The 26283-nt window shown below is 63.3% G+C and carries 17 protein-coding genes and 6 pseudogenes; 9 read left to right on the top strand and 14 right to left on the bottom strand.

Annotated elements, in window-relative coordinates; genetic code table 11:
• Positions 1-20: 20 nt before the first annotated feature.
• From ACVWW3_RS17805 to ACVWW3_RS17815, 3 genes are read right to left on the bottom strand one after another with little or no spacing between them, the layout of a single operon-like run.
• Positions 21-1313 carry a TRAP transporter large permease gene (locus ACVWW3_RS17805; protein ID WP_247443766.1) on the bottom strand — a complete coding sequence of 431 codons (1293 nt, stop codon included), beginning with the start codon at positions 1311-1313 and terminating at the stop codon, positions 21-23.
• Positions 1304-1852, bottom strand: coding sequence for a TRAP transporter small permease (locus ACVWW3_RS17810; protein WP_247443767.1), 549 nt, complete (start codon positions 1850-1852; stop codon positions 1304-1306). The genes ACVWW3_RS17805 and ACVWW3_RS17810 overlap by 10 nt, the downstream gene beginning before the upstream one ends.
• A 59-nt stretch (positions 1853-1911) precedes the next feature.
• Positions 1912-2883 (bottom strand): TRAP transporter substrate-binding protein, encoded by a 972-nt coding sequence (locus tag ACVWW3_RS17815; RefSeq protein WP_247350733.1) that lies wholly within the window; start codon positions 2881-2883, stop codon positions 1912-1914.
• 323 nt (positions 2884-3206) lie between these two features.
• Between ACVWW3_RS17815 and ACVWW3_RS17820 the strand changes: the two genes are divergently transcribed.
• Positions 3207-3983 carry a cyclase family protein gene (locus ACVWW3_RS17820; RefSeq protein WP_247350732.1) on the top strand — a complete coding sequence of 259 codons (777 nt, stop codon included), beginning with the start codon at positions 3207-3209 and terminating at the stop codon, positions 3981-3983.
• On the opposite strand, the gene ACVWW3_RS17825 is transcribed toward ACVWW3_RS17820, so the two are convergent.
• From ACVWW3_RS17825 to ACVWW3_RS17840, 4 genes and pseudogenes are all read right to left on the bottom strand, one after another.
• Positions 3980-4708, bottom strand: a complete 729-nt coding sequence (locus ACVWW3_RS17825; RefSeq protein WP_247350731.1) for a Crp/Fnr family transcriptional regulator — start codon at positions 4706-4708, stop codon at positions 3980-3982. The two genes, ACVWW3_RS17820 and ACVWW3_RS17825, sit on opposite strands and share 4 nt — an antisense overlap.
• A gap of 307 nt (positions 4709-5015) precedes the next feature.
• Positions 5016-5167, bottom strand: a pseudogene (locus ACVWW3_RS17830) (cyclic nucleotide-binding domain-containing protein); the annotation flags it as partial.
• A complete protein-coding gene (locus ACVWW3_RS17835; protein WP_456649177.1) occupies positions 5166-7859 on the bottom strand; it encodes a bifunctional acetate--CoA ligase family protein/GNAT family N-acetyltransferase in 2694 nt (897 codons plus the stop codon). The gene ACVWW3_RS17835 and the pseudogene ACVWW3_RS17830, both read right to left, overlap by 2 nt.
• A gap of 69 nt (positions 7860-7928) precedes the next feature.
• A pseudogene (locus ACVWW3_RS17840) lies at positions 7929-8433 on the bottom strand (universal stress protein).
• Positions 8434-8621: 188 nt separating this feature from the next.
• Between ACVWW3_RS17840 and ACVWW3_RS17845 the strand changes: the two are divergent.
• Positions 8622-10148 carry a bifunctional aminoglycoside phosphotransferase/ATP-binding protein gene (locus ACVWW3_RS17845; RefSeq protein WP_456649176.1) on the top strand — a complete coding sequence of 509 codons (1527 nt, stop codon included), beginning with the start codon at positions 8622-8624 and terminating at the stop codon, positions 10146-10148.
• Positions 10149-10189: 41 nt separating this feature from the next.
• A complete protein-coding gene (locus ACVWW3_RS17850) occupies positions 10190-11164 on the top strand; it encodes a CHAD domain-containing protein (protein ID WP_456649175.1) in 975 nt (324 codons plus the stop codon).
• 36 nt (positions 11165-11200) lie between these two features.
• Here ACVWW3_RS17850 and ACVWW3_RS17855 read toward each other — a convergent pair whose 3' ends face one another.
• The 3 genes from ACVWW3_RS17855 to ACVWW3_RS17865 form a co-directional block, all read right to left on the bottom strand.
• Complete coding sequence (locus ACVWW3_RS17855; RefSeq protein ID WP_456649806.1) at positions 11201-11659, bottom strand: RidA family protein; 459 nt, start codon at positions 11657-11659, stop codon at positions 11201-11203.
• A gap of 19 nt (positions 11660-11678) precedes the next feature.
• Positions 11679-13370, bottom strand: coding sequence for a benzoate-CoA ligase family protein (locus ACVWW3_RS17860; protein WP_456649174.1), 1692 nt, complete (start codon positions 13368-13370; stop codon positions 11679-11681).
• A gap of 147 nt (positions 13371-13517) precedes the next feature.
• Positions 13518-14036 (bottom strand): MarR family winged helix-turn-helix transcriptional regulator, encoded by a 519-nt coding sequence (locus ACVWW3_RS17865; protein WP_456649173.1) that lies wholly within the window; start codon positions 14034-14036, stop codon positions 13518-13520.
• Positions 14037-14285: 249 nt separating this feature from the next.
• Between ACVWW3_RS17865 and ACVWW3_RS17870 the strand changes: the two genes are divergently transcribed.
• Positions 14286-15461, top strand: coding sequence for an ABC transporter substrate-binding protein (locus tag ACVWW3_RS17870; RefSeq protein ID WP_247443780.1), 1176 nt, complete (start codon positions 14286-14288; stop codon positions 15459-15461).
• A 27-nt stretch (positions 15462-15488) separates the two neighbouring features.
• Positions 15489-15944 carry a cupin domain-containing protein gene (locus tag ACVWW3_RS17875; protein ID WP_456672043.1) on the top strand — a complete coding sequence of 152 codons (456 nt, stop codon included), beginning with the start codon at positions 15489-15491 and terminating at the stop codon, positions 15942-15944.
• A gap of 9 nt (positions 15945-15953) precedes the next feature.
• Here ACVWW3_RS17875 and ACVWW3_RS17880 read toward each other — a convergent pair whose 3' ends face one another.
• The 4 genes and pseudogenes from ACVWW3_RS17880 to ACVWW3_RS17895 all read right to left on the bottom strand — a co-directional run bounded on the left by ACVWW3_RS17880 (position 15954) and on the right by ACVWW3_RS17895 (position 21348).
• Positions 15954-17204 (bottom strand): flavin-dependent oxidoreductase, encoded by a 1251-nt coding sequence (locus ACVWW3_RS17880; RefSeq protein WP_456649172.1) that lies wholly within the window; start codon positions 17202-17204, stop codon positions 15954-15956.
• 55 nt (positions 17205-17259) lie between these two features.
• Positions 17260-19612, bottom strand: a pseudogene (locus ACVWW3_RS17885) (bifunctional salicylyl-CoA 5-hydroxylase/oxidoreductase).
• Between the two features lie 94 nt (positions 19613-19706).
• Positions 19707-20543 (bottom strand): enoyl-CoA hydratase family protein, encoded by an 837-nt coding sequence (locus tag ACVWW3_RS17890; RefSeq protein ID WP_456649170.1) that lies wholly within the window; start codon positions 20541-20543, stop codon positions 19707-19709.
• A 43-nt stretch (positions 20544-20586) separates the two neighbouring features.
• Positions 20587-21348, bottom strand: a complete 762-nt coding sequence (locus tag ACVWW3_RS17895) for an SDR family NAD(P)-dependent oxidoreductase (RefSeq protein ID WP_247443788.1) — start codon at positions 21346-21348, stop codon at positions 20587-20589.
• A gap of 198 nt (positions 21349-21546) precedes the next feature.
• Here ACVWW3_RS17895 and ACVWW3_RS17900 point away from each other — a divergent pair.
• The 4 genes and pseudogenes from ACVWW3_RS17900 to ACVWW3_RS17915 all read left to right on the top strand — a co-directional run bounded on the left by ACVWW3_RS17900 (position 21547) and on the right by ACVWW3_RS17915 (position 26280).
• Positions 21547-22364: pseudogene (locus ACVWW3_RS17900) on the top strand (alpha/beta fold hydrolase).
• 12 nt (positions 22365-22376) lie between these two features.
• Positions 22377-23667, top strand: a pseudogene (locus tag ACVWW3_RS17905) (acyl-CoA dehydrogenase family protein).
• 2 nt (positions 23668-23669) lie between these two features.
• A pseudogene (locus ACVWW3_RS17910) lies at positions 23670-25195 on the top strand (class I adenylate-forming enzyme family protein).
• Positions 25192-26280 carry an NAD/NADP octopine/nopaline dehydrogenase family protein gene (locus tag ACVWW3_RS17915; protein ID WP_456672044.1) on the top strand — a complete coding sequence of 363 codons (1089 nt, stop codon included), beginning with the start codon at positions 25192-25194 and terminating at the stop codon, positions 26278-26280. The pseudogene ACVWW3_RS17910 and the gene ACVWW3_RS17915 overlap by 4 nt, the downstream one beginning before the upstream one ends.
• The last annotated feature ends 3 nt before the right edge of the window (positions 26281-26283 follow it).

Consider the following 26283-nt stretch of genomic DNA (forward strand, 5'->3'; position numbering starts at 1 on the left):
CGAATTCTCCTGTGTTGCTGCTATCCCTTGTAGCCCATCAGCAGGCGGGGCAGCCACAGCGAGAAGGCGGGGATGTAGGTCACGAACATCAGAGCTGCGATCAGGGCGGCGTAGAACGGCAGGATGGTGCGCATCACCGCGCCCACCGAGATGCCGCCGATGGCGCAGCCCACGAATTGCGTCGTTCCGACCGGCGGGGTGTTCAGTCCCAGCGCGCAGTTGATCAGCATCAGCATGCCGAACTGCACCGGATCCATGCCCGCCTTCATCGCGATCGGCAGGAAGATCGGCGTGCAGATCAGGATGGTCGCGGCCATGTCCATGAACGTGCCGAGCACGAACAGGATGACGTTGATGAGCAGGAAGATGACCCAGGGCTGCGTCGAGACCTTGCTCATCATGTCGCCGGCGAAGTCGGCCACCTCGTACAGCCCCATCAGATACTGGAACATGGTGGAGACGCCGATCAGCAGCAGCACCACGCCCGTCGTCTTCACCGCCTTGGCCGCAGCGCGCAGGAAGTTCGGCAAGGTCATGGTACGGTAGATGAAGAACGTCAGCAGGATCGTATAGGTGACCGCGACGGCCGCGGATTCGGTTGCCGTGAACACGCCCGACAGGATGCCTGAGAGGATGATGCCGACGATCAGAAGGCCAGGCAGAGCGGCCGCAAACGAGCGAAAAACCGCGGGCCAGCCCGGGAACTTGCCGGCCGGATAGCCTCGCTTCACCGCGACCCCGTAAGCGGCGGCCAGCATGCACACCATCAGCACGAGCGCCGGCAGTAGGCCGGCGGCGATCAGCGCGCCGATCGATACCTTGCCGCCGGCGGCGAGCGCATAGATGATCATGTTGTGACTGGTCGGCATCAGCGCTCCGACGAGCGAGGCATGGGTGGTGACGTTGACGGCGTAGTCGGTGTCGAAGCCTTCCTTTTTCATCATGGGGATCATCACGGCCCCCATTGCCGACACGTCGGCCACGGGCGAACCGGAGACGCCGCCGAACAGCGTGCAGGCGACCACGTTCGACATGCCGAGCCCGCCGCGGATGTGCCCGACGAGATTCTTGGCGAGCTGCACGATTTTGTCGGCGACGCCGCCATGCAGCATCAGCTCACCGCTGAAGACGAAGAACGGGATGGCGAGGAAGGAGAAGATGTTCATCCCCGACATCATCTGCTGGAAGATGACGGCGACCGGCAGGCCTTCGTAGAGGATGGTGCAAATCGCCGAGAGACCGATCGCGAAGGCAACGGGTACACCGATGACGAGAAAGCCGAAGAAAGTGGCGCCGAGAATGATCAATTCCATGAGGGGACGACCTCTTCGCCGCGCAGGAGAGCAATGATGTGCTCGATTGAAAAGGAAACGATCAAAACGCCGGAGGCGATCAGCGGCACGTAGCGGATGACCTCCGGCAGGCCGAGATTGGGGATCTTCACCGTTCCGACCGACGCCCCGAGGATCCAGCCGTTGTAGGCCATCGCAATGCCGAACACGGCCACCAGGACGTGGATCACGAGTTCGATCTTCTCACGCACTTGATCAGGAAGCATCACCAGCAAGCTGTCCATTCCGATGTGTCCGGCATCGCGTACGCCGACAGCGGCGCCGATCAGCGTGACATACAGGATCAGAACCAGCGCGAGGTTCTCCGTCCAGGTCGGGCTGGAATTCAGCACGTAACGTCCGAACACCTGGTAGAACACGATGGTGACGATAACGAGCAGTCCGGTCACAGACACATACATGCCCAGCCGAGCGACGACGGCGTTGATCCGCGACAGCAAGCCGGTCGACGGTCGTCCGGCGACTTCCTGCTCGTGGCTTGCGACGTGAGGGTCTGTCATCAGCTCTCCTTGCGGGGCCCGGTGTCGCCATGCGGCGACGCCGGACCGACGCTATGGTCTTACTTCGTGTCCTGGATCCGCTTGACGAGGCCCTTCAGCTTCTCGTCACCGGCGAACTTGTCGTACACCGGCTTCATCGCATCGACGAATTCCGCCTTGTTGGCGATCGTCACGACCTGAACGCCGGCCGCCTCAACCGTCTTGCGGGACGCCTGCTCACGCTCGTCCCAGAGCTTGCGCATGACGGGCACCGATTCCTTGGCCGCCTTGCGGACCATCGCCTGATCTTCCTTGCTCAGCGTGTCCCAGACCGTCTTGGACATCACGAGAACTTCGGGCGCCAGGGAGTGCTCGGTGACGTTGTAGAACTTGGCGGCCTCGAAATGGCGCGAGGATTCGTAAGAGGGCCAGTTGTTCTCGGCAGCGTCCACCAGACCCGTCTTGAGCGCGGTATAGACCTCGCCATACGGCATCGGCGTCGGGTTGGCCCCGAGGCTCTGGATCATGCCGACCCACAGGTCGGATTGCTGGACGCGGATCTTCAGTCCCTTGAGGTCGGCGAGCGACTTGATCGGTGCCTTAACGGTGTAGATGGACCGGGCGCCGCTGTCATAATAGGCGAGGCCGATCAGGCCTGCGGGCGCCATAGCCGCCAGGATCTCGTCGCCGATCGGCCCGTCAAGGACCGTGCGCATGTGCTGCGTGTCCCGGAAGATGAAGGGCAGGCACAACGCGATGGTTTCCGGCACGAAGTTGTTCAAGGGCGATGCGTTGATCCGCATCATGTCGAGTGCGCCGATCTTGAGCTGCTCGATGGTGTCCTTCTCGGAGCCCAGGGCTCCGTTGGGAAACACCTTCACACCAAGCTTGCCGCCGCTCGCCGTCGCGAGCTGCTTGCCCATGAACTTGACGGCCTCGACGGTCGGATAATCAGCGGGATGGATGTCGGCGGAACGGAAATCGCGTGCGGTCGCCAAGGGGGCTGAGACCGCAAGCAGAGCGGCTGCAATGATGCCGGTGAGTGTCTTCATCTGGGCTTCCTCCTGAGGTGATTATATCGTTGGGCAGATGCTGTGGGCCGCCTTGGGTCGCTCCACTTCAGGTGTGAAGTCAAGCGCCATTGTCGTCCGTAGGGCGGGCGGCATTCTGAGTCCAAGCCAAATCCGGCATCGATCAATGCTAGAGTTGTATCGATGGATCAAGCGGGTTCGGAGAGGCAATCTGGGAATAGTCAGTTTTTTCCGAAACCATATGGCCGTCTGCCGCGCGAAACGTTCACGCGCGTCGCTTGACGCCCCCGGTGCGGCCCCTCCAAGATGCTCCGAAACAAAACGGACCGTCCCGAGGAACACCCATGCCGCGGAAGCTGATCGACATCTCCGTGCCGCTCAGAAACGACGTGACGGCCGATCCCCCGGGCAATCACCCGACGATCCAGTATATCGATCACCAGCAGGGCCTGCCGCGGATGCTGCAGTTCTTCGACGGCCTCAAGGCGCAAGACCTGCCGGACGGCCAGGGCTGGGCCGTCGAGCAAGTCTCGCTGTCGACCCATAACGGCACGCATCTCGATGCGCCCTGGCACTTCCATCCGACCATGAATCGCGGCGAGCGGTCGTGGACGATCGACGAGGTGCCGCTGGAATGGTGCTTTCAGCCCGCCGTGAAGCTCGACTTCCGGCATCTGCCCGACGGTTACGTAGCGAGCGCCGACGACGTCGAGAAGGAGTTGAGGCGGATCGGGCACACGCTGTCGCCGCTGGAGATCGTCGTCGTCAACACCAGCGCCGGCGCCAAATTCGGCCGCGCCGACTACGTCAACTCGGGTTGTGGCATGGGCTATGAGGCCACCATGTATCTGCTCGAACGCGGCGTGCGGCTGACCGGCACCGACGGATGGAGCTGGGACGCGCCATTCGTCTATACCGCGAAGAAATATGCGGAAACAAAAGATGCCGGCCTGATCTGGGAAGGCCACAAGGCGGGACGGCACATCGGCTATTGCCATCTCGAGAAGCTGCACAATCTCGACCAGCTGCCCTCGACCGGGTTCACGGTGTCATGCTTTCCGGTGAAGATCGAGCGTGCCTCCGCAGGCTGGACCCGCGCAGTCGCAATCATCGACAGCTAGTTACCGTCGAGGCCGCTCTCGGCGAGTTCGCGCAAGGCATCAATGTCGAGCACGACGATGGCGCCGTGCTCGAGGCGAACCCAGTTGCGACCTGCCCAGACGCGCAATTGCTTGTTGATGCTCTCGCGCGTCATCCCCACCATCTCGCTGATCTCCTGCTGCGTGATGGTGAGCGTGCCGCTGCCGGAGTCGAGCTTGCGCTCCTCAGTGAGACCGAGCAGCGCGCTCGCGAGCCGACCCGGTAGATCTTGCAGGATCACCTGCTCGACTTGCTGGCTGGTCCAGCGCAAGCGCGCGCAGAGCAGCTCGATGAATTTCATCGCCAGCGCCGGCTGGCTCTTCACGAACGGCAGGAAGTCCCGGCGGTCGATGATGTAGAGCTCGCAATTGGTGTTGGCGGTCGCGTCGGCCGACCTTGGCGCGCCGTCGAGCACGGCGATCTCGCCAAAGATTTCTCCAGGACCGATCAGGTTGAGAATGGCATTCCGCCCATCAGGCGACGAAGAGGAAATCTTCACTGTCCCGGCGATCACCGCGAACAAATTGTTTCCGGGATCGCCCTTGGCGGCGATCGTCGCACCGCGCTTCACCATGGTGTGCTTGGCGTAGCGGCAGAGCTGATCAAGCGCGTCCGGCTCCAGATCCGCGAAGATCGGGTGCTTGCGCAGGACCGATAGTTTGTTGCCCGCCGACTGTCGCGGGTCGCCGGTCTTGTCCTGAGGCACGCCGCGGGGCTCCTAAGACTGCAAGGCACTGAAGTTCCTGCGTAGTCAACGTTATCAGGCTTTTCAACCAGAAAGCACGCGCGCATCTGTAGGCAAATGCCGCGAAAATGCGGCAGTCGGGCCCCAAGTCGGCATCCGAAGGATGCGCCGATGCATTTGATAGATGCAGAGTTGCAGGTAACGCAATTCTTATTGCGTTGAGACGCTGCCGAACGCCCGGAGCTGGCCCGGGTGAGCATCGCGATTTGGCGCGCCAGATCAGACGATGATCGCGCGAGGGTCTGCGAGAGCGCTGTGGACAGAAGGTCAGGCCGCGGCCAGAGCCTCGACGCCGGCCGTCGGGCAGCAGCTTGTATAGCCGCATGACGCCCTCGAGGAGATTGTAGAACGAGGTTGTGATGTCCTCCTCGGAGAACACGTCTCGCCGGAGGCAAAATGGACGCGACGTCCGAGATGCTCAGAGTTTCAGCCTGACGTCGCAAATATCGGGCTCGGCGGGATCCGGCCTCACCTCGAAGCCGAGCTGGCGACACATCTCAAGCATCGTGGTGTTCTCCCTGAGAACATCACCGGAGATCGCTTTGAGCCCTTCCGACTTCGCGTAGTCGATGATCAGTTGCATCAGCGCCCAGCCCAGCCCCCTGCCCTTGAGATCGGACCGCAGCAGGATCGCGTATTCGCCGCTCTCGTAGATCGAGTCCGAATGGAGCCGGACCACGCCCACCATCTCGCCGGTCGCCTCGTCGAATGCGATAAATGCCATCGCGCGCGCATAGTCGAGCTGGGTCAGGCGCGCGATGAACTCGTGGGTGAACTCCTTCATCGGCGCGAAGAAACGCAGGCGAAGGTCGTGCGCCGTGACGTGACGCAGGAATTCGTGGATGGTCGGTTCGTCTTCGGGACGCAAGGGCCGCACGAAGATGCGCCAGCCGTCCTTGAGCTCGAGGCGGCGTTCCCATTGCGACGGATAGGCCCGAACGGCGAAGTTGGCAGGACCTGAGCCGGCAAACTTCCGTTGCGGCGGCCCGACCGCGACGCGGGCATCGACCGCGGTGATGCCGGTTTCATCCGCGAGCAGCGGATTGATGTCGAATTCGCGGATCTCGGGAATGTCGGCGGCCATCTGCGCCAGCTTGACCAGGACCATGGCGACGGCGTCGGGCTTCACCGCCGGCACGTCCCGGTAAGCGCGAAGCAGCCGTGACACGCGCGTGCGGTCGATCAGGTCGCGGGCCAGTTGCAGATCGAGCGGCGGCAGCGCAAGCGCCCTGTCGTCGATGATCTCGACCGCGATCCCGCCGCGGCCGAAGACAACGACGGCGCCGAAGGTGGGGTCGTCGGCGAGGCCCAGGATCAGCTCGCGCGCCTTCGCCTTGACGACCATCGCCTGCACGATGACGCCCTCGATGCGAGCTTCGGGACGCAGCTTCCTTGCCCGAGCGATAATGTCGGTGGCAGCGGTGCGCACCGCCTCGGGCACGGTCAGATTGAGCACGACGCCGCCAACATCGGATTTGTGGACGATGTCGCGCGACATGATTTTCAGCACGACGGTGGCGCCTTGCGCGAAGATTTCTTTCGCGTAGGCTACCGCCTGCTCGACATCAGTGGCGGCATAGGTCGGAACCATTGCGATGTCATAAGCCTCCAGCAGAAGCTTGATCTCGACGGGTTCGAGCCATTCGCGACCGTCGGCGATCGCAGACGTAACAATCTGCCTGGCAGCCAGGGCGTCAGGCGCGAACGTATCGGGCATCGCCGGAGGAACCTGGCTCAGCTCCTCCACGACTTCGCGATGCCTCACGAGGTACATGAAGCCGCGTACCGCGTCGTCTTCGGTTGGATAGTTCGGAATGCCGGCGCCAGACAGTGTTTCGATGATGTTCTGGTCTGCTCCGATCCACGAGGCGAGCACGGGCTTGGCCCAACTGCGGTGCTTCTGGCGATATGCCTTGACGCGTTCGGTCACCATCGTTGCGATATCGGCAGCCGAGGCGATCGCGGTCTGCACATTGAGGACCAGGACAGCGTCATTGCCGGAATCGGCGAGTAGCACCTCCAGCGCCGCCGCATAGCGCGACGCATCGGCGTCGCCCACGATGTCGACGGGATTAGCGCCGGACCAGGTCGGCGGCAGCGCATCATCGAGCTTCTTGCGGGCGTCCGCCGAGATGCCCGCCGGAATGCCGCCGAGCTCGACCAATCGGTCAATGGCGAGGACGCCGATCCCGCCGCCATTGGTCAGGATGGCGAGGCGCTTTCCGGCCGGGGATTCGACGCGGCCGAGCGTCTCGGCGCAATCGAACAGCTCGCGCAGATCGGAGACCCGCAGGACGCCCGCGCGGCGGAACGCCGCGTCATAGACGGCGTCGGCGCCCGCGAGCGCACCGGTGTGGGTGGCGGCCGCCCTCGCGCCCTGCGCCATGCGGCCGGATTTGACCACGACGACCGGCTTCACGCGCGCCGCGGCGCGCGCTGCCGACATGAACTTCCGCGCGTCCTTGATGGCCTCGATATAGAGCAGGATCGCACGAGTCTTCTGATCCATCGCGAAATAGTCGAGCAGATCGGCAATATCGACGTCGATCTGATCGCCGATCGAGACGATGCCGGAGAAGCCGACGCCGCGCTGCGCGGCCCAATCGACCATGCCGGCCGCGATGGCACCCGATTGCGAAATCAGCGCGAGATTTCCCGCCCCCGGCATGTGCGCGGCAAAACTCGCGTTGAGGCTCACGCCGGGCATCATGATGCCGAGGCAGTTCGGCCCGATCAGCCGCATGCCGAATTTGCGTGCCGCCGCGATGGCGGCCTCGTGCGGAGACCCCGGTCCGTGACCGAGCCCGGCCGAGACGATCAGCGCGCCCGCCGAGCCGCGCCGGCCGGCTTGATCGATAATGTCGGGAACCGCGCGCGCCGGCGCGGTGATGACCACGAGTTCGGGCACGAACGACAATTTGTCGAGGCTGTCCACCGCCGCGACGCCGCCGATCTCGGCATGGCGCGAATTGACGAGGCCGAACTGGCCCGTGAATTCAGCCTTCCGAATGTTCTCCAGAATGGCGCGTCCAACGGAGACCGGGCGGGCGCTCGCACCGACGAGCGCAACGGAACGCGGCGACAGCAGGTTCTTCAGACGATAAGTTGACATGAAAGCAAATGCGCCCGGTCGGTGGCGGTTCCGATGGTTGACGATCAGGCCGATGAACTGGCTACCCGCCTAGTGCGAGATCATAACCCAGCACGGTGGCTCGCCAATGACGGTCTTTGTCACACCGCCCCAAACGATCTCGTTCAGGCGCGAATGATGGTAGGCACCCATCACGATCGCATCGATGGCATGGGAATTCGCCCAGCTTCCCAGCACCTTGCCGATCGAACTGCCGCTGCCCGTCGTGGTTTCGAACGAGGCGTAGATCCCGTGTTCCCTTAAGTGATCGACCAAAGCCGTCCCGGATTGCACGATCCGGTCGGACTTGTCGTCCGCCACGGTCACCACGCGGACCGAGGTAGCTGTCGCCGGCCTCGAGCAACCCTTTTGCCTCGGCGGCATCGGAATCGTCTGGGAGCATCGCCTTCGGCCGCACGAAAACATCCTCTTCGAGTGCCAGCGCGGTGATCCTGGCGCCGAGGTCGGCGGCAACGGCAACGCATTTCTCGATCGCAGCAAGGGCCGGCTCGCGCGGCTGGCCGACGAGCGGCAGAAAGACGTCCTTGATGGGCATCGGGATTCTCCTTTGACCGCTAGATTAGGCTCGGCTTCGTCGGGACGCTTGATCCTCGTCAAGCCCGGGGAACTCCGCCAGCCGGGACAGGCGTTGACCAAGGTCAAGGACTGGCCGCGATCTCCTCCTAAGGGTTAACCTGTCGCGAGGTGGACTGCCTTTCGATGCATGTGGAAGTGCCAACTGGAATGACAGAGGATTCTGCGACCCAGGACCGGATCTTTGCGGCGCTCACCGATTCTGCCGCGCATCCAGGCGTGAGGCGGATCGATACGCACGCAGCTTCGGTTTTTCTCGAAGGCAGGCGCGCGCTGAAAATCAAGCGCGCCGTGCAGTTTCCGTTCCTCGATTATTCGACTCTCGAGAAGCGCAAGGCGGCGTGCCAGGAGGAGCTCAGGATCAACCGGCCGCAGGCGCCGCAGATCTATCATCGGGTCGTGGCGATCACGGAAGAGCCCGACGGATCGGTGAAGGTCGACGGCCCCGGCCGGCCGATCGAGTATGCGGTCGAGATGTCGCGCTTCGACGAGAGCCGGACGCTGGACCATCTGGCCAAGGCCGGTCCGCTGGATGCTAATTTTGCCTCGGCTGTCGCCGACGCCATCGTGGCTTCGCATGCCGCGGCGATCCCCGCCGACGGCGAGGCATGGGTTTCCTCCATCCCCGGCCTGATCGACGGCAACAGCAATGGCCTGCGGACCGGCTTCGAAGCCGGAGAGATTGCACGGCTCGGTACAGCCTCGCTCGCGATGTTCAGGGGCCTCCGGCCGCTGCTCATAGAGCGCAGCCGTCAGGGCTTCGTGCGCCGCTGCCACGGCGACCTGCATCTTGCGAACATCGTGTCGATCGACAAAAAGCCGGTGCTGTTCGACGCCATCGAGTTTGACGCCCAGATCGCAACCATCGACGTGCTCTACGATCTCGCATTCACGCTGATGGACCTGCTGCGCCATGATCAACGATACGTGGCCAACATCGTGCTGAACCGTTATCTCGCCGCGACGCCGCCCGAAAATCTCGACGCGCTCTCCGCATTGCCGCTGTTCATGTCCGTCCGGGCCGCGATCCGCGCCCAGGTGGCCCGGGCACGGCTGAAGCCGTCACATTCTAGTAATCCCGGCATCGTAGACGACGCACGGCGCTATTTTAGCCTCGCCCGGGCGCTCATCCATCCTTCCGCTCCCCGGCTGATCGCGGTCGGCGGACTGTCAGGCACCGGAAAGACGATTTTGGCACGCGCACTCGCACCGGTCGTTACGCCGCAGCCGGGGGCCGTCGTGCTGCGCAGCGACGTCATCCGCAAGCAGATGTTCGGGGTCGAGGAGACGCACAAGCTGCCGGCATCCACATACACGCCGGAGGTTACAGCCCGCGTTTACGACATGTTGGCTCAGCACGCCCGGCGGGTGCTGGCGCAAGGCCATTCGGCGATCATCGACGGCGTATTCGCCCGCGAGAACGAACGAGACGCGGTCGCCGCACTGGCACGCGAGCGCAACGTGCCGCTGAGCGGCCTGTTTCTGGTTGCGGACCTCGCGACCCGGCAGGCGCGGATCGGAAGCCGCCGGGGCGACGCATCCGACGCCACGCAAGAGGTTGCCGCGCTGCAAGAGCACTATAATATCGGCCATGTCGGTTGGGCGACCATCGATGCATCCGGGACGCAAGAGCAGACGCTCCAGAACTGCCGGGACGCGATCGCCGAGAGCAAGTAAGGCAATCTGCAGATAAGGCAATCTGTTTGACGCGGGTAAGGATGGCGCGACCCAGCACGAGTTCGACGGCGGCCGCGCGCGCCAAGCCTGCGGCGAAGCGCAACGCCCTGCCCGGCCGCCTCAGCCCCGGCATGGTCTGCGACACGGCCTTCCGGATCATCGCCCGCCGTCACCTCGACGCCGTCCTCGCCGAGCATGACGGCACCTGCCGCGGCGATCCAGAGGCGCTGCATCAGATCAGGATCGCACTGACGCATCTGCGCACCGCCATCCGCTTCTTCTCGCGGATGGTGGATGACGCCCTTCGGCCGGAGGTCTGGACCGAACTGAAATGGCTGAACAGCCAGCTCGGCATGGTGCGGGACCTCGACGTGGCAATCGACCGAGTCATCGCCGAGAGCGGAGGCGAGTTGACCGTGATTGCCGAGCTCCAGCACTGGGACGAGAAGCGCGCCGAGAGCCACCGCCTGCTGGCGCGCGCGCTGCAATCCGCACGGTATCGCCGTCTCGTCGAGCGGACGTCGGCCTGGATCGAGAGTGGTCCCTGGTCGACCCGGCGCAGCAAGGAAGCTATCAGGCTGCGCCGCTGCACGCTCGCCGACCACGCAACAGCGAAACTCACGGAGTGGGAAACGACGCTGCTCAAGAAGGCGCGCAAGCTCCGCAAGCTCAACGTCGAGGAACGGCACAGGCTGCGGCTTCTCAACAAGCGGCTGACCTATTCGATCGAGTCGCTGGAGGACCTGTTCGCCGACGACACGTTGACGAAGCAGAAGTCGATCCTCAAGCAATTGCGCAAGGCGCAAAAGTCGCTGGGACAGTTGAACGACGATGCGCGAGGGCAGACCCTGGCCGCGTCACTGAACGAGGCCCTCCCCGAGGCGGGCATTCGCTTCCTCAGCCGCAAGCGGGAAAAGAAGCTGTTGCGGACCGCCTCGGACGCCTACCGGAAACTGGACAAGGCCAAGCCGTTCCGCTCCGCCGACCTTGCGCCGAATGCGGAGCCTGAGGATTAGGTGATCTCGCCAAGGCGAGCTGAAACCGGGCACGGCTCAGCGCGGAATGACGGCGGTGGCCTCGATTTCGACGCGCGCCGCCTTCTCGACGAGGCGGACCACCTGAACCAGCGCCATCGCCGGATAGTGCGCGCCGAAGATGGTGCGGTAGGCCTTGCCGAGCTCTTTGAGGTTCGTCAGGTACTCGTCCATGTCGACGACGTACCAGGTCAGCCGCACCAAATGCTCGGGCTGCGCACCGGCCTCCGCGAGGATCGCGGCGATGTTGCCCAGGGTTTGGCGCACCTGCGCGACAAAACCCTCCGCGAGACGTTCCTCGGCATCCCAGCCGATCACGCCGCCAGTGACGACGATGCGTCCCTCGGCGGCCATGCCGTTGGCATAGCCTTTCGGCACCGGCCAACCAGACGGCTGAAGTACCTGCGCCCTGGAGCGGGTTTCGTCCTCGGCTGCTGTCGGCAGCACCGCGAGGTGCGGGCCTTTCGGCGTCGTCACGGACAATTCTCTATCCTTCTCATTCCGCCGCGACGCCAGAGGACGTCACTGCGGCTTGCGCCAGTTGCCGCAGGGCGAAGCGTTTTAACTTGCCAGTCTCGGTCTTCGGTAGCTGCGTCACGAACTCGATCGCGCGCGGATATTTGTATGGCGCGATCTCGCGCTTGACATGCTCCTGCAACGCGGTGACCAGCTGATCGTCTGGCGTCACGCCAGGCGCGGCAATGACATAGGCCTTCACGATCATGCCGCGCGCCTCGTCCGGCGCACCGACGACCCCGCACTCGACGACGGAGGGATGCGTGAGCAGCGCCGCCTCGACGTCCGTGCCTGCGATGTTGTAGCCGGCCGACACGATCATGTCGTCCGAGCGCGACTGGTACCAGAAATAGCCGTCGCTATCCATCAGATAGGTGTCGCCCGTGATGTTCCAGCCGTTCTGGACGTATTTGCGCTGCCGCTCGTCGGCGAGATAGCGGCAACCCGTCGGCCCGCGTACCGCGAGCTGTCCTATCGTGCCGGGCGGCAAATCATTGCCGGAATCGTCGACGATCTTCGCTTCATACCCCGGCACCGGCTTGCCTGTCGCACCCGGGCGAATCTCGTCCTCGGTGGCGCTGATGAAGATGTGCAGCAGCTCGGTCGATCCGATGCCGTCCATCAGCTTGATGCCGGTCGCCTTCAGCCAGGCATCGAATGTCGGCTTGGGCAGCGTCTCGCCGGCGGACACGCATTTGCGCAGCGTGGAAATGTCGCGGCCCGGGAGCTTGCCGATCATCGCCCGGTACGCGGTCGGCGCGGTGAAGCAGACCGTGATCTTGTGCTGCTCGATGGCGTTCAGAATGTCGTCGGGCGCTGTCTTCTCCAGAACGACGAAGGAGGCGCCGATGTGCATCGGAAACAGCACGCCACCGAAGCCAAACGTGAAGGCGAGCGGTGCCGAGCCGACGAAGCGATCCTTCTGCTCCGCACGCAAGATGTTGCGCGCATAACCATCGCAGACCGCCAGCATGTCGCGGTGGAAATGCATGGTGCCTTTGGGATCGCCAGTCGTGCCCGACGTGAAGGCGATCAGGCAGATGTCGTCGGAGGCAGTATCGACAGCTCTGAACTCCGGGCTCGCCTCCGCCATCAGCGCCTCGAGCGAGTCGCCGGCGCCGTTGCCCCAATAGACCACGTGCCTGAGGCCGGGTGCTGCGGCTTTCGCCTTCTCCATTTCCTCGGCGAGTTTTCCATCGCAGAGCGCCAGTGTGATCTCCGCCTTCTGGATCGGATATGACAGCTCCTTGGCGCGGAGCAATGGCATGGTCGCGACGACGATGCCGCCAGCCTTGATCACCGCGAGGTAGGTCGCAACCATCATCGGATTGTTGGCCGAGCGCAGCAGCACGCGTTCGCCGGTCACAAGACCAAGCCTGCCGACCAGTACATTGGCGACGCGGTTCACGAGCTCATGCAACTCGCGATAGGTGTAGCTGCCAGCGGGGCTGATGACGCAAGGGGCGTCGCCATGTGCCTGCTCGACCCAGCGGTCGAGGAAATAGCTGACGCAGTTCAAGCGGGGCGGATATTGCAGCTCGGGACGCGAGAAAATGAATTCGGGCAAAAACTCTCGCGGCGGCAGATGTTGCCGCGCGAACGCATCGACATGAGCCGTTGCGGCGTTGCCGTCATGCGAGCCCGAGACTTGAACCTTGGCGGCGTTGGCCATCGCACGCTCCTTTCGGCATGGAAAGCACCCGGCAGCACTAACTTGAAAACATTTTATGCTTAAAACAATTCGGTGCAATAGCGGATTTTGGGCATCCTGTGCTTTTTCCTGCGGCAAATGGGATTGATGGGGCGTCAGCCCGTGGACCTAGGTCCGGCGACGACCGGCTGATTTCTGCGCCGATGCCTTGGTCTTGGCGAGCAGCCGCATCAATTCGCGTACATCCTTCGGCGTCAGATCGGCGAACAAATCGGCGATCCAGGTCTCGTGTTCCGCGGCCATTTTGCGGAACTCGGCGCGACCGAGTTTCGTGAGGCGGATCACCTGGACGCGGCGGTCCGTCTCCGAAGTGCGGCGGTCGAGATGACCGGATTCCACGAGGCGTTCGACGAGACCGGTCACGTTGCCGTTCGACACCATCATGCGCTTGGAAACGTCGGACAGCGTCATGCCGTCAGGCGCCTTGTCGAGCTGCGCCATCAGGTCGAAACGAGGCAATGTGACGTCGAAGCGCTGCCGCAACCGGCCACGGACCTCGCCCTCGATCAGGGTCGTGCAGGTCAAGAGGCGCAGCCACAGCCGAAGCTCTTCGGCGTGATCCTCCGGAGTTTCGACGGCCTTGGTCTCGGAATCGAGCATGTTGATGTAGTCACTCACGGCCGGCATTGGCGCGGGCACGGATTCCCCAACGTTTTGAGCTTCAAATAAATCGAAGCCCGCTGCAAGCCTAAAGCCGCAACAATCGATTGCACGCTGATTTCTTTAGGCTTCAAATAATTGGCGCGCCGCTTGCATGCGCGGCTGCACGCAGCATGACGACGCCTTGAGCTCGCTTGCCGCGGCAGCAATCATCGGCATAAACTTGGATTGGAGTAGCGGCTTGCAGCGCAAGACCGTCGTCACGGGGGACTGATCATGAAGACGCAGATGACCTTGGCCGCAGCCGCCTTGCTGCTTGGCACCGCGGTGAGCCCTTCCTTCGCCCAGGAGAAGATCAAGCTGGGTGTGATCGTGACCCTCTCGGGACCCGCCGCCGCGCTCGGCCAACAGGTCCGCGACGGCTTTGCGCTCGGGATGAAGGATCTCGGCGGCAAGATGGGCGGCCGCGATGTCGAGGTCGTCGTGGTCGACGATGAATTGAAGCCGGACGCAGCAGTCACCAAGGTCAAGGGCCTTCTGGAGCGCGACAAGGTCGACTTCGTGGTCGGCCCGATCTTCTCCAACATCCTCCAGGCGATCCACCGGCCGGTCACGGAATCGAAAACCTTCCTGATCAGCCCCAACGCCGGCCCATCTACTTTTGCCGGCAAGGACTGCAATCCGTTCTTTTATGTAACCTCGTACCAGAACGATCAGGTGCACGAAATCCTCGGCAAGGTCGCGCAGGATCGCGGCTACAAGCGCATGTATCTGATGGTGCCGAACTATCAGGCCGGCAAGGACTCGGTCGCCGGCTTCAAGCTCGACTACAAGGGTGAGATCGTCGAGGAATCCTACATGCCGCTCAACACGCTGGACTTCCAGCCGGAGCTTTCCAAGATTTCGTCGCAGAAGCCCGATGCTCTTTTCACGTTCATGCCGGGCGGCCTCGGCGTCAATCTCGTCAAGCAATACAAGCAGGCAGGCCTCGCCGACAGCATTCCGGTGCTCTCGGCTTTCACGGTGGATGAATCGACCTTGCCGGCGCAGCAGGACGCCGCGGTTGGCATGTTCGGCGGCGCGAACTGGGCTCCAAATCTCGACAATCCCCAGAACAAGAAGTTCGTCGCCGCCTACGAGGCCGCCTACAACAGCGTGCCAGGCACCTACGCCTTCCAGGCGTACGATGCCGCGATGCTGATCGACAGCGCCGTCAAAGCCGTGAAGGGAGATCTCTCGAACAAGGATGCAGTTGGGGCCGCGCTGAAAAAGGCCGACTTCACCTCACTGCGCGGCGCCTTCAAGTTCAACACCAACGGCTATCCGATCCAGGATTTCTACCTGACCAAGGTCGCCAAGCGCGCGGACGGCAAGTTCCAGACCGAGATCGTCCAGAAGGTTTTTGAGAATTACGGCGACCGTTACGCCAAGGACTGCAAGGCGGCGAACTAAGCCGCATCGCGTTATGGGAGGATCACAATGAAGAGCGAAATCACCGGCATCACGCGGGCCAATGAGGGGATCCAGGGCATCTCCTGGAACATCCTCGGCCAGACCTATGTGCCGAAGAGCAATACAGAGCACAGCTTCTCCTGGCACGCGACGCTGCCGCCGGGCACGTTCGTGCCGCCGCACATTCATCCCAACCAGGATGAATATCTCTACATGCTAGAGGGCAAGCTCGATTTCATGCTCGGCAATTCCGAGTCGCAGGCGACCGCGGGAGATCTGATCCGGCTCGGCATGGGCGTGCCGCATGGCATCTTCAACAAGTCGGAGCAGACCGCAAAAGTGCTGTTCTGGGTCTCGCCGACCCGCAAGCTGTTCGACCTGTTCTGGGGCCTTCATAACATGAAAGAACAGAAGCCCGAGGACGTGGTTGCGATGGCCGCCGAGTTCAACATCCACTTCCTGCCGCCGCCTCCCGGCGGCTAGCCGCGCATCTCAAGCGCGCACCGCCGCCAGTCCCGGCACTGCGGCGAAGCCGGCTTTGGTGGCATAGCCGCGTACGATCGCTTCGCGCTGGGAATAGCTCAGCACGTTGTCGACATTGTCGAAGCCGTCGGGCGCGAGTTGCTCGACGGCGTCGATGACGCCCTCGGGGCCGCCGCGACGGTTGGAGCGGACGATGTCAGCGGTCATCGGCAGGCGCTTCTTCTCGTATTCAAGCAACGCCTGGCGCGGGTGCTCGGCGCGCACCACCGCGTCGGCGAGGCAGCGTGCATCGAGGATCGCCTGCGAGGCGCCATTGGAGCCGACCGGATACATCGGATGCGCGGCATCGCCGAGCAGCGTGACGCGCCCGGACGACCAATAGGGTAACGGATCGCGGTCGCAGGTCGGATATTCGTAGAACTCGGGCGTGGCCGAGATCAGGCTCTTCACGTCGATGTAAGGCACCGAGAAGCGCGCGACATGCGGCATCAGTTCCTCGCGCCGGCCCGGCCGGGACCAGTCTTCCTTTCGTGGCAGCGGGGCATTGCCCTCGCCGACCTTCACCAGCACCGCCCAGTTGGTGAGACGGCTCGCGGGGCTCGATCCCTCCGCGATCGGATAGATCACCACCTTGGCGTTGAGGCCACCGGCGACGATCATCGACTTGCCGGTCAGGAACAGCGGCCAATCTCGCGCACCACGCCATAGCATCAGGCCGTTCCAGCACGGCGGCCCCTCGCACGGAAACAGCGTGTCGCGGACCCGCGAATGGATGCCGTCGGCACCAATCAGAATGTCCCCGCGCGCGGTGTGAATGTGCGCGCCGGCGCGATCGAAGAAATAAGCGGTGACGCCGCCCTCGTCCTGGGTGAAAGCACCGAGGCGGCAGCCGGTGTGGATGGCCTCCGGCCCGAGCCGCTCCTCGACGGCCCGATGAATGACGCCCTGAAGGCGGCCGCGGTGGATCGAGAATTGCGGAACATCGTGCCCGGCGTCGATGCCGCGGGCCTCACGCCAGACCTCCTGGCCGTGACGGTTGAGGTAATAGAGCTGGTCGGTACGGATCGCGACATCGTCAAGCTGCTGGAGCAGCCCGAGGCCCGCCAGCTCGCGCATGGCATGCGGCAGCGTGTTGATGCCGACGCCAAGCTCGCGGATGGTGTCGGACTGCTCGAATATCTCGCAAGCCAGGCCCCGCGAGCGCAACATCAATGCGGTGGTGAGACCACCGACACCGCCACCGACGATAATCGCTTTCATCGCCCTCACTCCACTCGATACACACCAGGCAATGCGGTCAAATTCGCACGGGCGGTCACTCCGCCGCAAGCGGCTTTGTCGCCTCCGCCTTGAGCTCGGCCCGGGTCTTGGGCTTAGCCTTAATTCTCAGCTCCTCGAGATCCTGTCGGTCCCGTACGCTGTTGCGGAAAATCTGATCCTTTCCGGGAAGATATTGCGGCGGGCAGAACGCGTCGCCTGCTCCGTACCAGGCTGCAGCCCGCATGGTGAAGAAGGGATCGACCAGATGCGGCCGCCCGAGCGCGACGAGGTCCGCCCGGCCGGCAGCCAGGATGGTGTTGGCCTGGTCGGCGGTCGTGATGTTGCCGACGCACATCGTAGCCACGCGCGCCTCGTTGCGGACCTGGTCGGAGAACGGTGTCTGGAACATGCGGCCATAGATCGGCTGCGCATCGCGTATGGTCTGACCGGTCGAGACGTCGACGAGATCGACACCGGCTTCCGCAAAAGCCCGCGCGATCGCCACCGCATCGTCGCCGCCGATACCACCCTCGGCCCAGTCGGTCGCGGAAATGCGCACCGACATCGGCTTGTGCGACGGCCACACGGCCCGCAGCGCCGCGAAGATTTCGAGCGGAAAGCGCAGGCGATTGGCGAGCGATCCGCCATAATCATCCGTCCGCGTATTCGTCAGCGGCGAAATGAAGCTAGCGAGCAGATAGCCGTGGGCGCAGTGCAGTTCGAGCATGTCGAAACCGCAGCGTTCGCCGCGCTCGGCCGCCGCGACGAAAGCGTCCCTCACCGCATTCATGCCGGCGCGATCGAGCTCACGCGGAACCTGGCTGTCGGGGAAATAGGGCAGCGGCGATGCGGAGAACACCTCCCAGCCGCCCTCCTCCAGCGGACGATCCATGCCGTCCCACATCAGCTTGGTCGCGCCCTTGCGCCCGGCGTGGCCCAATTGCAGGCAGATTTTCGCAGCCGAATTGCCGTGGACGAAGTCCACGATGCGCCGCCAAGCCGTCTCCTGCTCGTCGTTCCACAGGCCGGCACAGCCGGGCGTAATCCGCGCATCGCGGCTGACGCAGATCATCTCGCTGAAGATCAGTCCGGCACCACCGATCGCCCGCGATCCATAATGCACCAGGTGGAAATCGGTCGGCACGCCCTCCTTCGCCGAGTACATGCACATCGGCGACACCACGGCGCGGTTGGCGATCTCCATCTCGCGCAAGCGGAACGGCTGGAACAGCGGCACCATCGGCTTGTTGACGTCGACGTCGAAGCCGCTGTCACGGACCTGCCTGGCAAACGATTTCTCAACCTCAGCCACGAAATCGGGCGCGCGGAGCTTCAGATTGTCATAGGTGATCGCCTTCGAGCGCGTCATCACGCCGAAGGCGAACTGCACGGGATCAAAATCCCCAGAAGCGGTCGACATGTTCGAACCAGACCAGCGAGACGTCAGCGGCGTGCTGCGTCTTCTCGACCTCTTCGCGGCGGCCGTGCTCATAGACGTCCAGCGCCGCCTTGATGCTGGGCGCCCTCTCCATGGCGTCAGCCAGCGCGATCGCGTCTTCCATTGCGAGCTTGGTGCCCGAGCCGATCGAGAAATGCGCGGTCGCCTTGGCGTCGCCGAGCAGCACCATGTTGTCCTTGACCCAGCGCTTGCTGCGGATCATCGGGAAGTTACGCCACGTCGAGCGGTTGGTGAGCAGTTGGTGCCCTTCGAGGAACCAGCCGAAGATCTCAGCCATCCGCGCGGCGGATTGGGTCTCGTTCAGACCCGTCAGTCCCGCGCGTTCGAACGTCTCCGGATCGGTCTCGAAGATCCAGGTCGAGTGCCCGGCTTGATATTGATAGGCATGGGCGATGAACGGCCCCCACTCCGTCTCCTGGAAGATGAAGGTGAAGGCATCCAGCGGCCTGGTCGAGCCCATCCAGGCAAACTTGTTGGTACGGAGATCGACTTCCGGGGCGAAATGATCGACGTATTTGTCGCGGAAGCGGCTGTTGATGCCGTCCGCGAGCAGGATGAGATCGGCGTCGGCGAAGCTGGATTCGTCCTCGACGTCCGCTTCGAAAATCAGGACGACGCCCAGTTCGCGCGCTCGCGCCTGGAGAATCAGGAGCAGCTTCTGCCGCGAGCAGCCACAGAAGCCGTTGCCACCGACCCGATGGACCGTTCCGCGGAAGTGCACTGCGATGTCATCCCAGTAGGCGAATTCCTGGGTGATACGGCGATAGCTCGGAAGATCGTGCTTCTCGAAATTATCGAGCGTCGCGTCTGAGAACACCACGCCGAAGCCGAAAGTGTCGTCCGCGCGGTTGCGCTCGTACACCGTAATCTCAGCGCTCGGCCGCTGCTTTTTGAGCAGGATTGCAGCGTAGAGACCCGCAGGTCCGCCACCAATGATCGCGACTTTCATGGGAGCCTCGCCAGTTCAACTCGCCGAAACTATTTTAAGCCTAAACTAATTTCGCGCAAGTCTCCATTGCGGCAGGATGCCGGCAAAGCCCGGCTTAGTCGCCCCTGAAGACCGGCTTGACCTTGTTGGCGAAGGCCTCGAAGGCCCGTTCGAAATCCGCCGTCGTCATGCACAGCGCTTGAGCAACAGCTTCCGCCTCGATCGCCTCCTCCACCGACATCGCCCATTCCATCGCCAGCATCCGCTTGGTCATGGTGTTGGCAAAGGTCGGTCCCTCCGCAATCTGCTTGGCCACCAGCTGTGCTTGGGGCAGTACCTGCTCCGATGTGACGATGCGGCTGAAGAAACCCCAGCGCTCGCCCTCCTCCGCAGTCATGAACCGGCCGGTGTAGAGCAACTCGGAGGCGCGGGATTGTCCGATGATCCGCGGCAGGATCGCGCAGGCGCCCATGTCACAACCGGCAAGGCCCACCTTGTTGAAGAGGAATGCGACCTTGGTCCCGCTCGCCGCAAGCCGCATGTCCGACGCCATGGCGATGATTGCGCCCGCGCCCGCGCAGATCCCTTCGACCGCCGCAACGATCGGCTGCGGGCAGGCCCGCATCGCTTTGACGAGGTCGCCGGTCATCCGCGTAAACGCCGTCAGCCCCTTGGTGTCCATCTTCACGAGCGGACCGATGATCTCGAACACATCGCCGCCGGACGAGAAATTGGCACCGGCGCCTGTCATGACGATGGACTTGACCGCATCATCGAACGCGCAAGCGCGAAAGAAATCGGTGAGTTCGCGATAGCTCTCGAAGGTCAGCGGATTCTTCCGTTCCGGACGATTGAGCGTAACTGTTGCAACGCCATCGACTACGGCCAACAGGAAGTGCTGCGGCGAATAGTCCGCGAGCGGCAAGGTCACGGGGTTGGCTGGTCTGCTCATGCGATCTCCTTAGCTTCTTTGTTCCGCGCCTGCGCCATACGCGCTAGATTTCACCACCGGCAACGGCGATCGCCTGTCCCGTGATTGCGCCGGCGCCCTCGCCGCACAGCCAGAGCACGGCATCCGCGACCTCCTGAGGAGAGATCAGCCGCCCCTGCGGATTATGTTTCGCGAGCTCGGCAATGGCTTGCTCGCGGCTACGCCCCGTCTTTTTCATGATGTTTTCGATGCTGCCGGCGACGAGATCGGTGTCGGTGAAACCCGGGCACACCGCGTTTACGGTCACGCTGCTGCCGGCCATCTCGATAGCAAGGGACCGCACGAGACCGACCACAGCATGCTTGGCCGCAGTGTACGCGCTGACGTAGGCATAGCCCTTGAGCCCGGCCGTCGACGCGATCGCGACGATGCGCCCGTAGGGGCGATCCTTCATCCCGGGCAGCACACCGCTGATGGCATGGACCACGCCCATGAAATTGACGTCCATCATGCGCGCAAACAGGGCGCTGTCGGATTTGAAGAACGGCGCGGACTCGGCACTTCCCGCGTTGGCGATCAGAATGTCGATCGGCTGCCGCGCGCTCGCTTCAGCGATGGCGGCCTTCAAAGAGGTTTCGTTCGAGACGTCGGCGACGGCCGCGAAATGCGCAGCTCCTGCACTGACGGCCTCTTCAAGCGTCGCGGCGTTCCGGCCAAGCACCGTCACCGTGGCGCCGGCCTCGACGAGCGCTGCCGCGATGGCGCGACCGATGCCGCGACCGCCACCGGTCACCAGCGCGTGCGGCGAATGCGGTAATCCGGACATGCGCTGGCTTCCTTGCATTTTGCCGATCGCTCTCTTGGATATATTTTAACCTTCAAACTTTTGCAAACAAGGCTCGACTTGGCACCGCGAACAACTGCATGCCAACGACCGGCCCAAAAATTGCTTTAAGTATAAAATTATCTCTTCCCATCCCTCACAGGCCTGTTAGCATCAAAGGGCCGAGCAAAAGGATGTCGCGTGTCGCAGCCTGCGCCAATGATAACAAAGGACGGCCGCTTCGCCTATGAAGCCGCCGGCGATCCGGGCGCGGCGCCTCTGATTTTCCTGCACGGCATCGGCGGTGCGGCACGGGCCTGGCGGCAGCAGCTTGCTACATTCGGCGACCGCTTCCACGCGATTGCGTGGGACATGCCGGGCTATGGCGGATCGGCGCCGCTCGCCAGCGTCAGCATCGCTGCCCTGGCCGATGCGCTCCAGCAATTCATCGAGCAGCTTGGTGCGAGCAGGCCCATTCTGGTTGGCCATTCCATCGGCGGCATGATCGTCCAGAAATGGCTGGTGCAATCCCCAAAACTGGCGCGCGCAGTCGTGCTGGCGCAGACCAGCCCGGCCTTCGGCAAGGCCGATGGCGATTGGCAGAAATCGTTTATCGCCGCACGCCTGGGACCGCTCGATCGCGGGGAAACGATGAAGTCGCTGGCGCCCTCTCTGGTGGAGGAACTCGTGGGCGACGATCCTGATCCCAAGGGAATGGAGCTCGCTCGCGAGTGCATGGCAAGCGTGCCCGAGGCGAGCTATCGCGCGCCATGATGCTGGCCTTGATTGGATTCGATCAGCGAGCCACCCTCAAGGACATTTCCATTCCGACGCTGCTGCTGTCCGGCTCCAGGGACAACAACGCGCCGGCCGCCATGATGGCGAAGACGGCGACCTACATTCCATCTGCCGAATATGTCGAGTTGGCCGGTGCCGGCCATCTTGCGAACCTTGAGCGCCCCGATGCCTTTGACGGGGCCCTCGGCCGGTTCCTGAACTCCGTCGCGACCAAAACGTAGGGTAACTGCGCCATGACCGTGCAAGTCAGCAAGAATATTGGAGCAACCGACAAGGTCGCGCTCGATGCGCCGATCTTCGATCCCGTCGCGTTCCGCCTGAGCGACGAACAAGCCGGCATCATCGCGCGGGCGCGCGAGATCGGCCAGAGCGTGTTCGCTGGCCGTGCCGCGACTTACGACCGCGAGGCGATCTTCCCGTCCGAGAATTATCGCGACCTGCATCGCGTCGGCCTGCTCGGCATTGCCGTCCCCAAGAAACATGGCGGGCTCGGCGCAAACTACCAGACCTACGCTTTGGCGGCAGCCGAAATCGGCCGTTATTGCGGCGCGACTGCGCTCACCTGGAACATGCATGTCTGCTCGACGCTGTGGTCGGGCCCGCTCGCCGACGATCTCGATATGGACGCTGAGACCCGCGCCGAGCACGAAGGGCGGCGTGCAGTCCACTTCAAGCGCATCGTCGAGGATGGCGCGATCTATTCGCAGCCCTTCTCGGAGGGTGGTGCGGCAGCCGCAGGCGGCGTCGCTTTCGGCACGGAAGCACGGCCGGCCGAAGGCGGCTGGATCGTCAACGGCAAGAAGATCTTTGCATCGCTCTCCGGACATGCGGACTATTACGGCGTGCTCTGCACCGAGATCGAGGAAGGCGAAAAGGCTTCGCGCCGCAATACGCTTTACCTCGCCATCCCCGCAAAATCGGAAGGCGTTTCGGTCGTCGGCGACTGGGATCCGCTCGGGATGCGCGGGAACGGTCTCGCGCACGCTGCTGTTCAAGGACGTGTTCGTGCCGGGAGATTCGGCGCTGATGCCGCGGGGCGTCTATTTCCAGGCCGCGATGCGCTGGCCGCACATGTTCCTGACGCTGTCGCCGACCTATATGGGCCTTGCGCAAGCCGCCTATGACTTCACCGTGCGATATCTGCGCGGCGAAATACCGGGCATGCCGCCGGTCAAGCGCCGGATGTATCCGACCAAGCAAATTGCGGTCGCGCAGATGCAGATCAAGCTCGAGCAGATCAAGGCGATCTGGTTCCAGGCCGTCACCGAGGCCCGCGCCAATCCGAGCAAGGAGCAGGTGCTGCGCGCCTATGCCGCGCAATATTCGGTGATGGAGGGCGCCAATGAGCTCGCTACACTCGCGATCCGGACCTGCGGCGGCCAGGCCATGCTCCGCTCGCTGCCGCTCGAGCGCATCTATCGAGACAGCCGCTGCGGCTCGCTGATGCTGCCTTGGACAGCCGAGCTCTGCCTCGACCGGATCGGACGCGAAGCACTATACGAGGCCGGCGAAACGGACGACTGACGGTGGACCTCTGTAGTCTGATCGATCGCAACGCGGCGTTCGCGCCAGACAAGACAGCCATTGCCTTTGAAGGCGAGCGGTTGAGCTATGCAGCGTTCGCCGCACGGATCGAGCGGACCGCGGCGACATTGAAGCAGGAGCTCGGCGTAGGCCGGGGCGACCGCGTCGCCATCCTCAGCCTGAACCGGCCGGACTATCTGGTTCTGCTCTATGCCTGCGCCCGGCTCGGCGCGATGCTGGTGCCCCTGAACTGGCGGCTCGCTATCGCCGAGCAGCTTTTCATCCTCACCGATGCCGGCGCCAAGGTTTTGGTGCTCGAGCAGGCATTTGAAAGCGTTCTTGCCGAGCTTGAGGGGACTGCAATTGTCGGGCTCGACTTCGAGCCGCTTCGCGGCACGACGTTCGAAAACCTGTTGGCTCGAAGCGGGGGCACCGGCCGCAACCCGCACACTGATCTCTCCTGCCCGCTCCTCATTGTCTACACGTCAGGAACGACCGGACGGCCGAAAGGCGCGGTGCTGCGCCAGGAGGCGCTGTTCTGGAACGGCGTCATGAGCCAGCACATGCACAACATGACGTCCGATGACCATGTGCTGACGCTGCTGCCGTTTTTCCATGTCGGCGGCCTCAACATTCAAACCACGACAGCGCTCCAGCTAGGCGCGACGGTCACGGTTCACGCGCGCTTCACGCCGGACACTGCGCTTGCAGCCATCGAACGGGAACGACCGACACTGACCGTGATGGTGCCGGCGATCATCCAGGCCGTAAGCGAGCATCCCGCCTGGGCCACGACCGATCTTTCCTCACTCAAGGCCGTCACGACCGGCTCGACCATCGTGCCGCCGCATCTGATCGACCGCTTCGTCGCCCGTGGCGTCCCGGTGCTTCAGGTCTACGGCTCGACGGAGACTTGTCCCATCGCAGTCTACACCCGGCTTGGTGTGGCGATCTCTCGCGCGCGGGATCGACGGGACTTGCCGGCCTGTGCTGCGAAGCGAAGGTGATTGATCAGGCCGGCAACGAGATGCCGGCGGGCGCGCCGGGCGAGATCGCGGTTCGCGGCCCCAACGTGTTCTTCGAATATTGGAGCAATGCGGACGCCACGCGCGATGCGCTGCACGACGGCTGGTATCGCACCGGCGATATCGGCCTGTGCGATGCGGACGGCTATTTCTGGGTCCGCGACCGCAAGAAAAACATGATCATTTCCGGCGGCGAGAATGTCTACCCTGCAGAGGTCGAGCGCGTCCTGCTCGAACACCCCGATGTCAGCGAATGCGCCGTGATCGGCCGGCCCGATCCGCGCTGGGACGAGGTGCCAATCGCCTATGTGATTCAGCGATCCGGCGGTCGACTGGAAGCAGACGAGTTGAAAGTGCATCTTCAGGCACAACTCGCGCGCTACAAGGTTCCGCGCGAGATCGTTTTCGTCACCGACCTGCCGCGCACTGCGCTGGGCAAGGTCCAGCATTTTCTGCTGAAGCAGCTTGATGCGCAATCGCGCACGCGAGGAGAAGCATCTTGAAGATTGCGGTTCTAGGCGGGGGGAACGGCTCTTTCGCGGCCGCGGGCGATTTTGCGCTGTCGGGACATGCGGTCCGGCTCTGGCGCCGCGACGCGAATCAGGTCGCAGCCCATCGCGCCGCCGGCTCGTGCATCCTGGTGAAGGATCATAACGGTCCTCACGACGTCAAGCTCGCGGTGGTAACGGCCGACATTGCCGAAGCGGTCGACGGCGCAGAGTTGATCCTGTGCCCTGCACCTGCCTTCGCGCAGCCCGACATTGCGCGGCTGCTTGCTCCACATCTACGAGATGGACAGGTCGTGTTTCTGCCGCCGGCGACGTTCGGCTCGATGATCTTCGCACAGGCTGCGCGGGATGCGGACAATCGCGCCAAGGCGAGCTTTGCTGAGACCGGGACGTTACCCTGGCTGACCCGCAAGCACGGGCCATTCGAGGTCGCGATCACCATCCGCGCCAAGCGACTTCCGGTCGGCGTTTTCCCGCTCGATCAAGCGCCGCATGCACTTGGGGTGATTGGACAGGCTTTCCCCGGCGCGGTCGAGCCGTGCGGAGATGCTCTCTCAGGCGCGCTGATGAACGCAGGCCCGATTATCCATCCGCCTCTGATCGTGATGAATGCGGGCCCGATCGAGCATTTCGAGCGGTGGGACATCCACAAGGAAGGAACGCAAGCCGCAATTCGCCGAGTTACGGATGCACTCGACGCTGAGCGGATCGCCGTGCGTGAGGCACTCGGATATGGCGCACCGCATTTTCCGCTCGCCCATCATTATGCGAGGGAAGGCGATATCTGGATGTATGGGCGCGGCTCGCATGACCGGCTGACCGATTCCGGTGACTGGCGCGAGCGGATCGTGCTGAGGGAGCATCGCTACATGCGTGAAGATTTGCGGCTTGGGCTATCGCTGCTGGTCTCCGTCGCCGGCCTAGCGGGCGTGGCGACGCCATTGGCCAAGGCATTCCTGGCCATCGGTGGCGCAATCTGCGGTGAGGATTTAGCGCAAGGCGGCCGAACGCTCGAGACGCTGGGGCTTGGCAATCTCGGCAAGGCCGAACTGCAGACGCTTCTTCGCAAGGGATTTTGACCG

The sequence above is a fragment of the Bradyrhizobium sp. LM2.9 genome, assembly GCF_054056555.1.

Coding starts and splice junctions, on each gene's coding strand:
- ACVWW3_RS17805 (WP_247443766.1), bottom strand. CDS start 1,313: ATGGAATTGATCATTCTCGGCGCCACTTTCTTCGGCTTTCTCGTCATC.
- ACVWW3_RS17810 (WP_247443767.1), bottom strand. CDS start 1,852: ATGACAGACCCTCACGTCGCAAGCCACGAGCAGGAAGTCGCCGGACGA.
- ACVWW3_RS17815 (WP_247350733.1), bottom strand. CDS start 2,883: ATGAAGACACTCACCGGCATCATTGCAGCCGCTCTGCTTGCGGTCTCA.
- ACVWW3_RS17820 (WP_247350732.1), top strand. CDS start 3,207: ATGCCGCGGAAGCTGATCGACATCTCCGTGCCGCTCAGAAACGACGTG.
- ACVWW3_RS17835 (WP_456649177.1), bottom strand. CDS start 7,859: ATGTCAACTTATCGTCTGAAGAACCTGCTGTCGCCGCGTTCCGTTGCG.
- ACVWW3_RS17845 (WP_456649176.1), top strand. CDS start 8,622: ATGACAGAGGATTCTGCGACCCAGGACCGGATCTTTGCGGCGCTCACC.
- ACVWW3_RS17850 (WP_456649175.1), top strand. CDS start 10,190: ATGGCGCGACCCAGCACGAGTTCGACGGCGGCCGCGCGCGCCAAGCCT.
- ACVWW3_RS17860 (WP_456649174.1), bottom strand. CDS start 13,370: ATGGCCAACGCCGCCAAGGTTCAAGTCTCGGGCTCGCATGACGGCAAC.
- ACVWW3_RS17865 (WP_456649173.1), bottom strand. CDS start 14,036: ATGCCGGCCGTGAGTGACTACATCAACATGCTCGATTCCGAGACCAAG.
- ACVWW3_RS17870 (WP_247443780.1), top strand. CDS start 14,286: ATGAAGACGCAGATGACCTTGGCCGCAGCCGCCTTGCTGCTTGGCACC.
- ACVWW3_RS17875 (WP_456672043.1), top strand. CDS start 15,489: ATGAAGAGCGAAATCACCGGCATCACGCGGGCCAATGAGGGGATCCAG.
- ACVWW3_RS17880 (WP_456649172.1), bottom strand. CDS start 17,204: ATGAAAGCGATTATCGTCGGTGGCGGTGTCGGTGGTCTCACCACCGCA.
- ACVWW3_RS17890 (WP_456649170.1), bottom strand. CDS start 20,543: ATGAGCAGACCAGCCAACCCCGTGACCTTGCCGCTCGCGGACTATTCG.
- ACVWW3_RS17895 (WP_247443788.1), bottom strand. CDS start 21,348: ATGTCCGGATTACCGCATTCGCCGCACGCGCTGGTGACCGGTGGCGGT.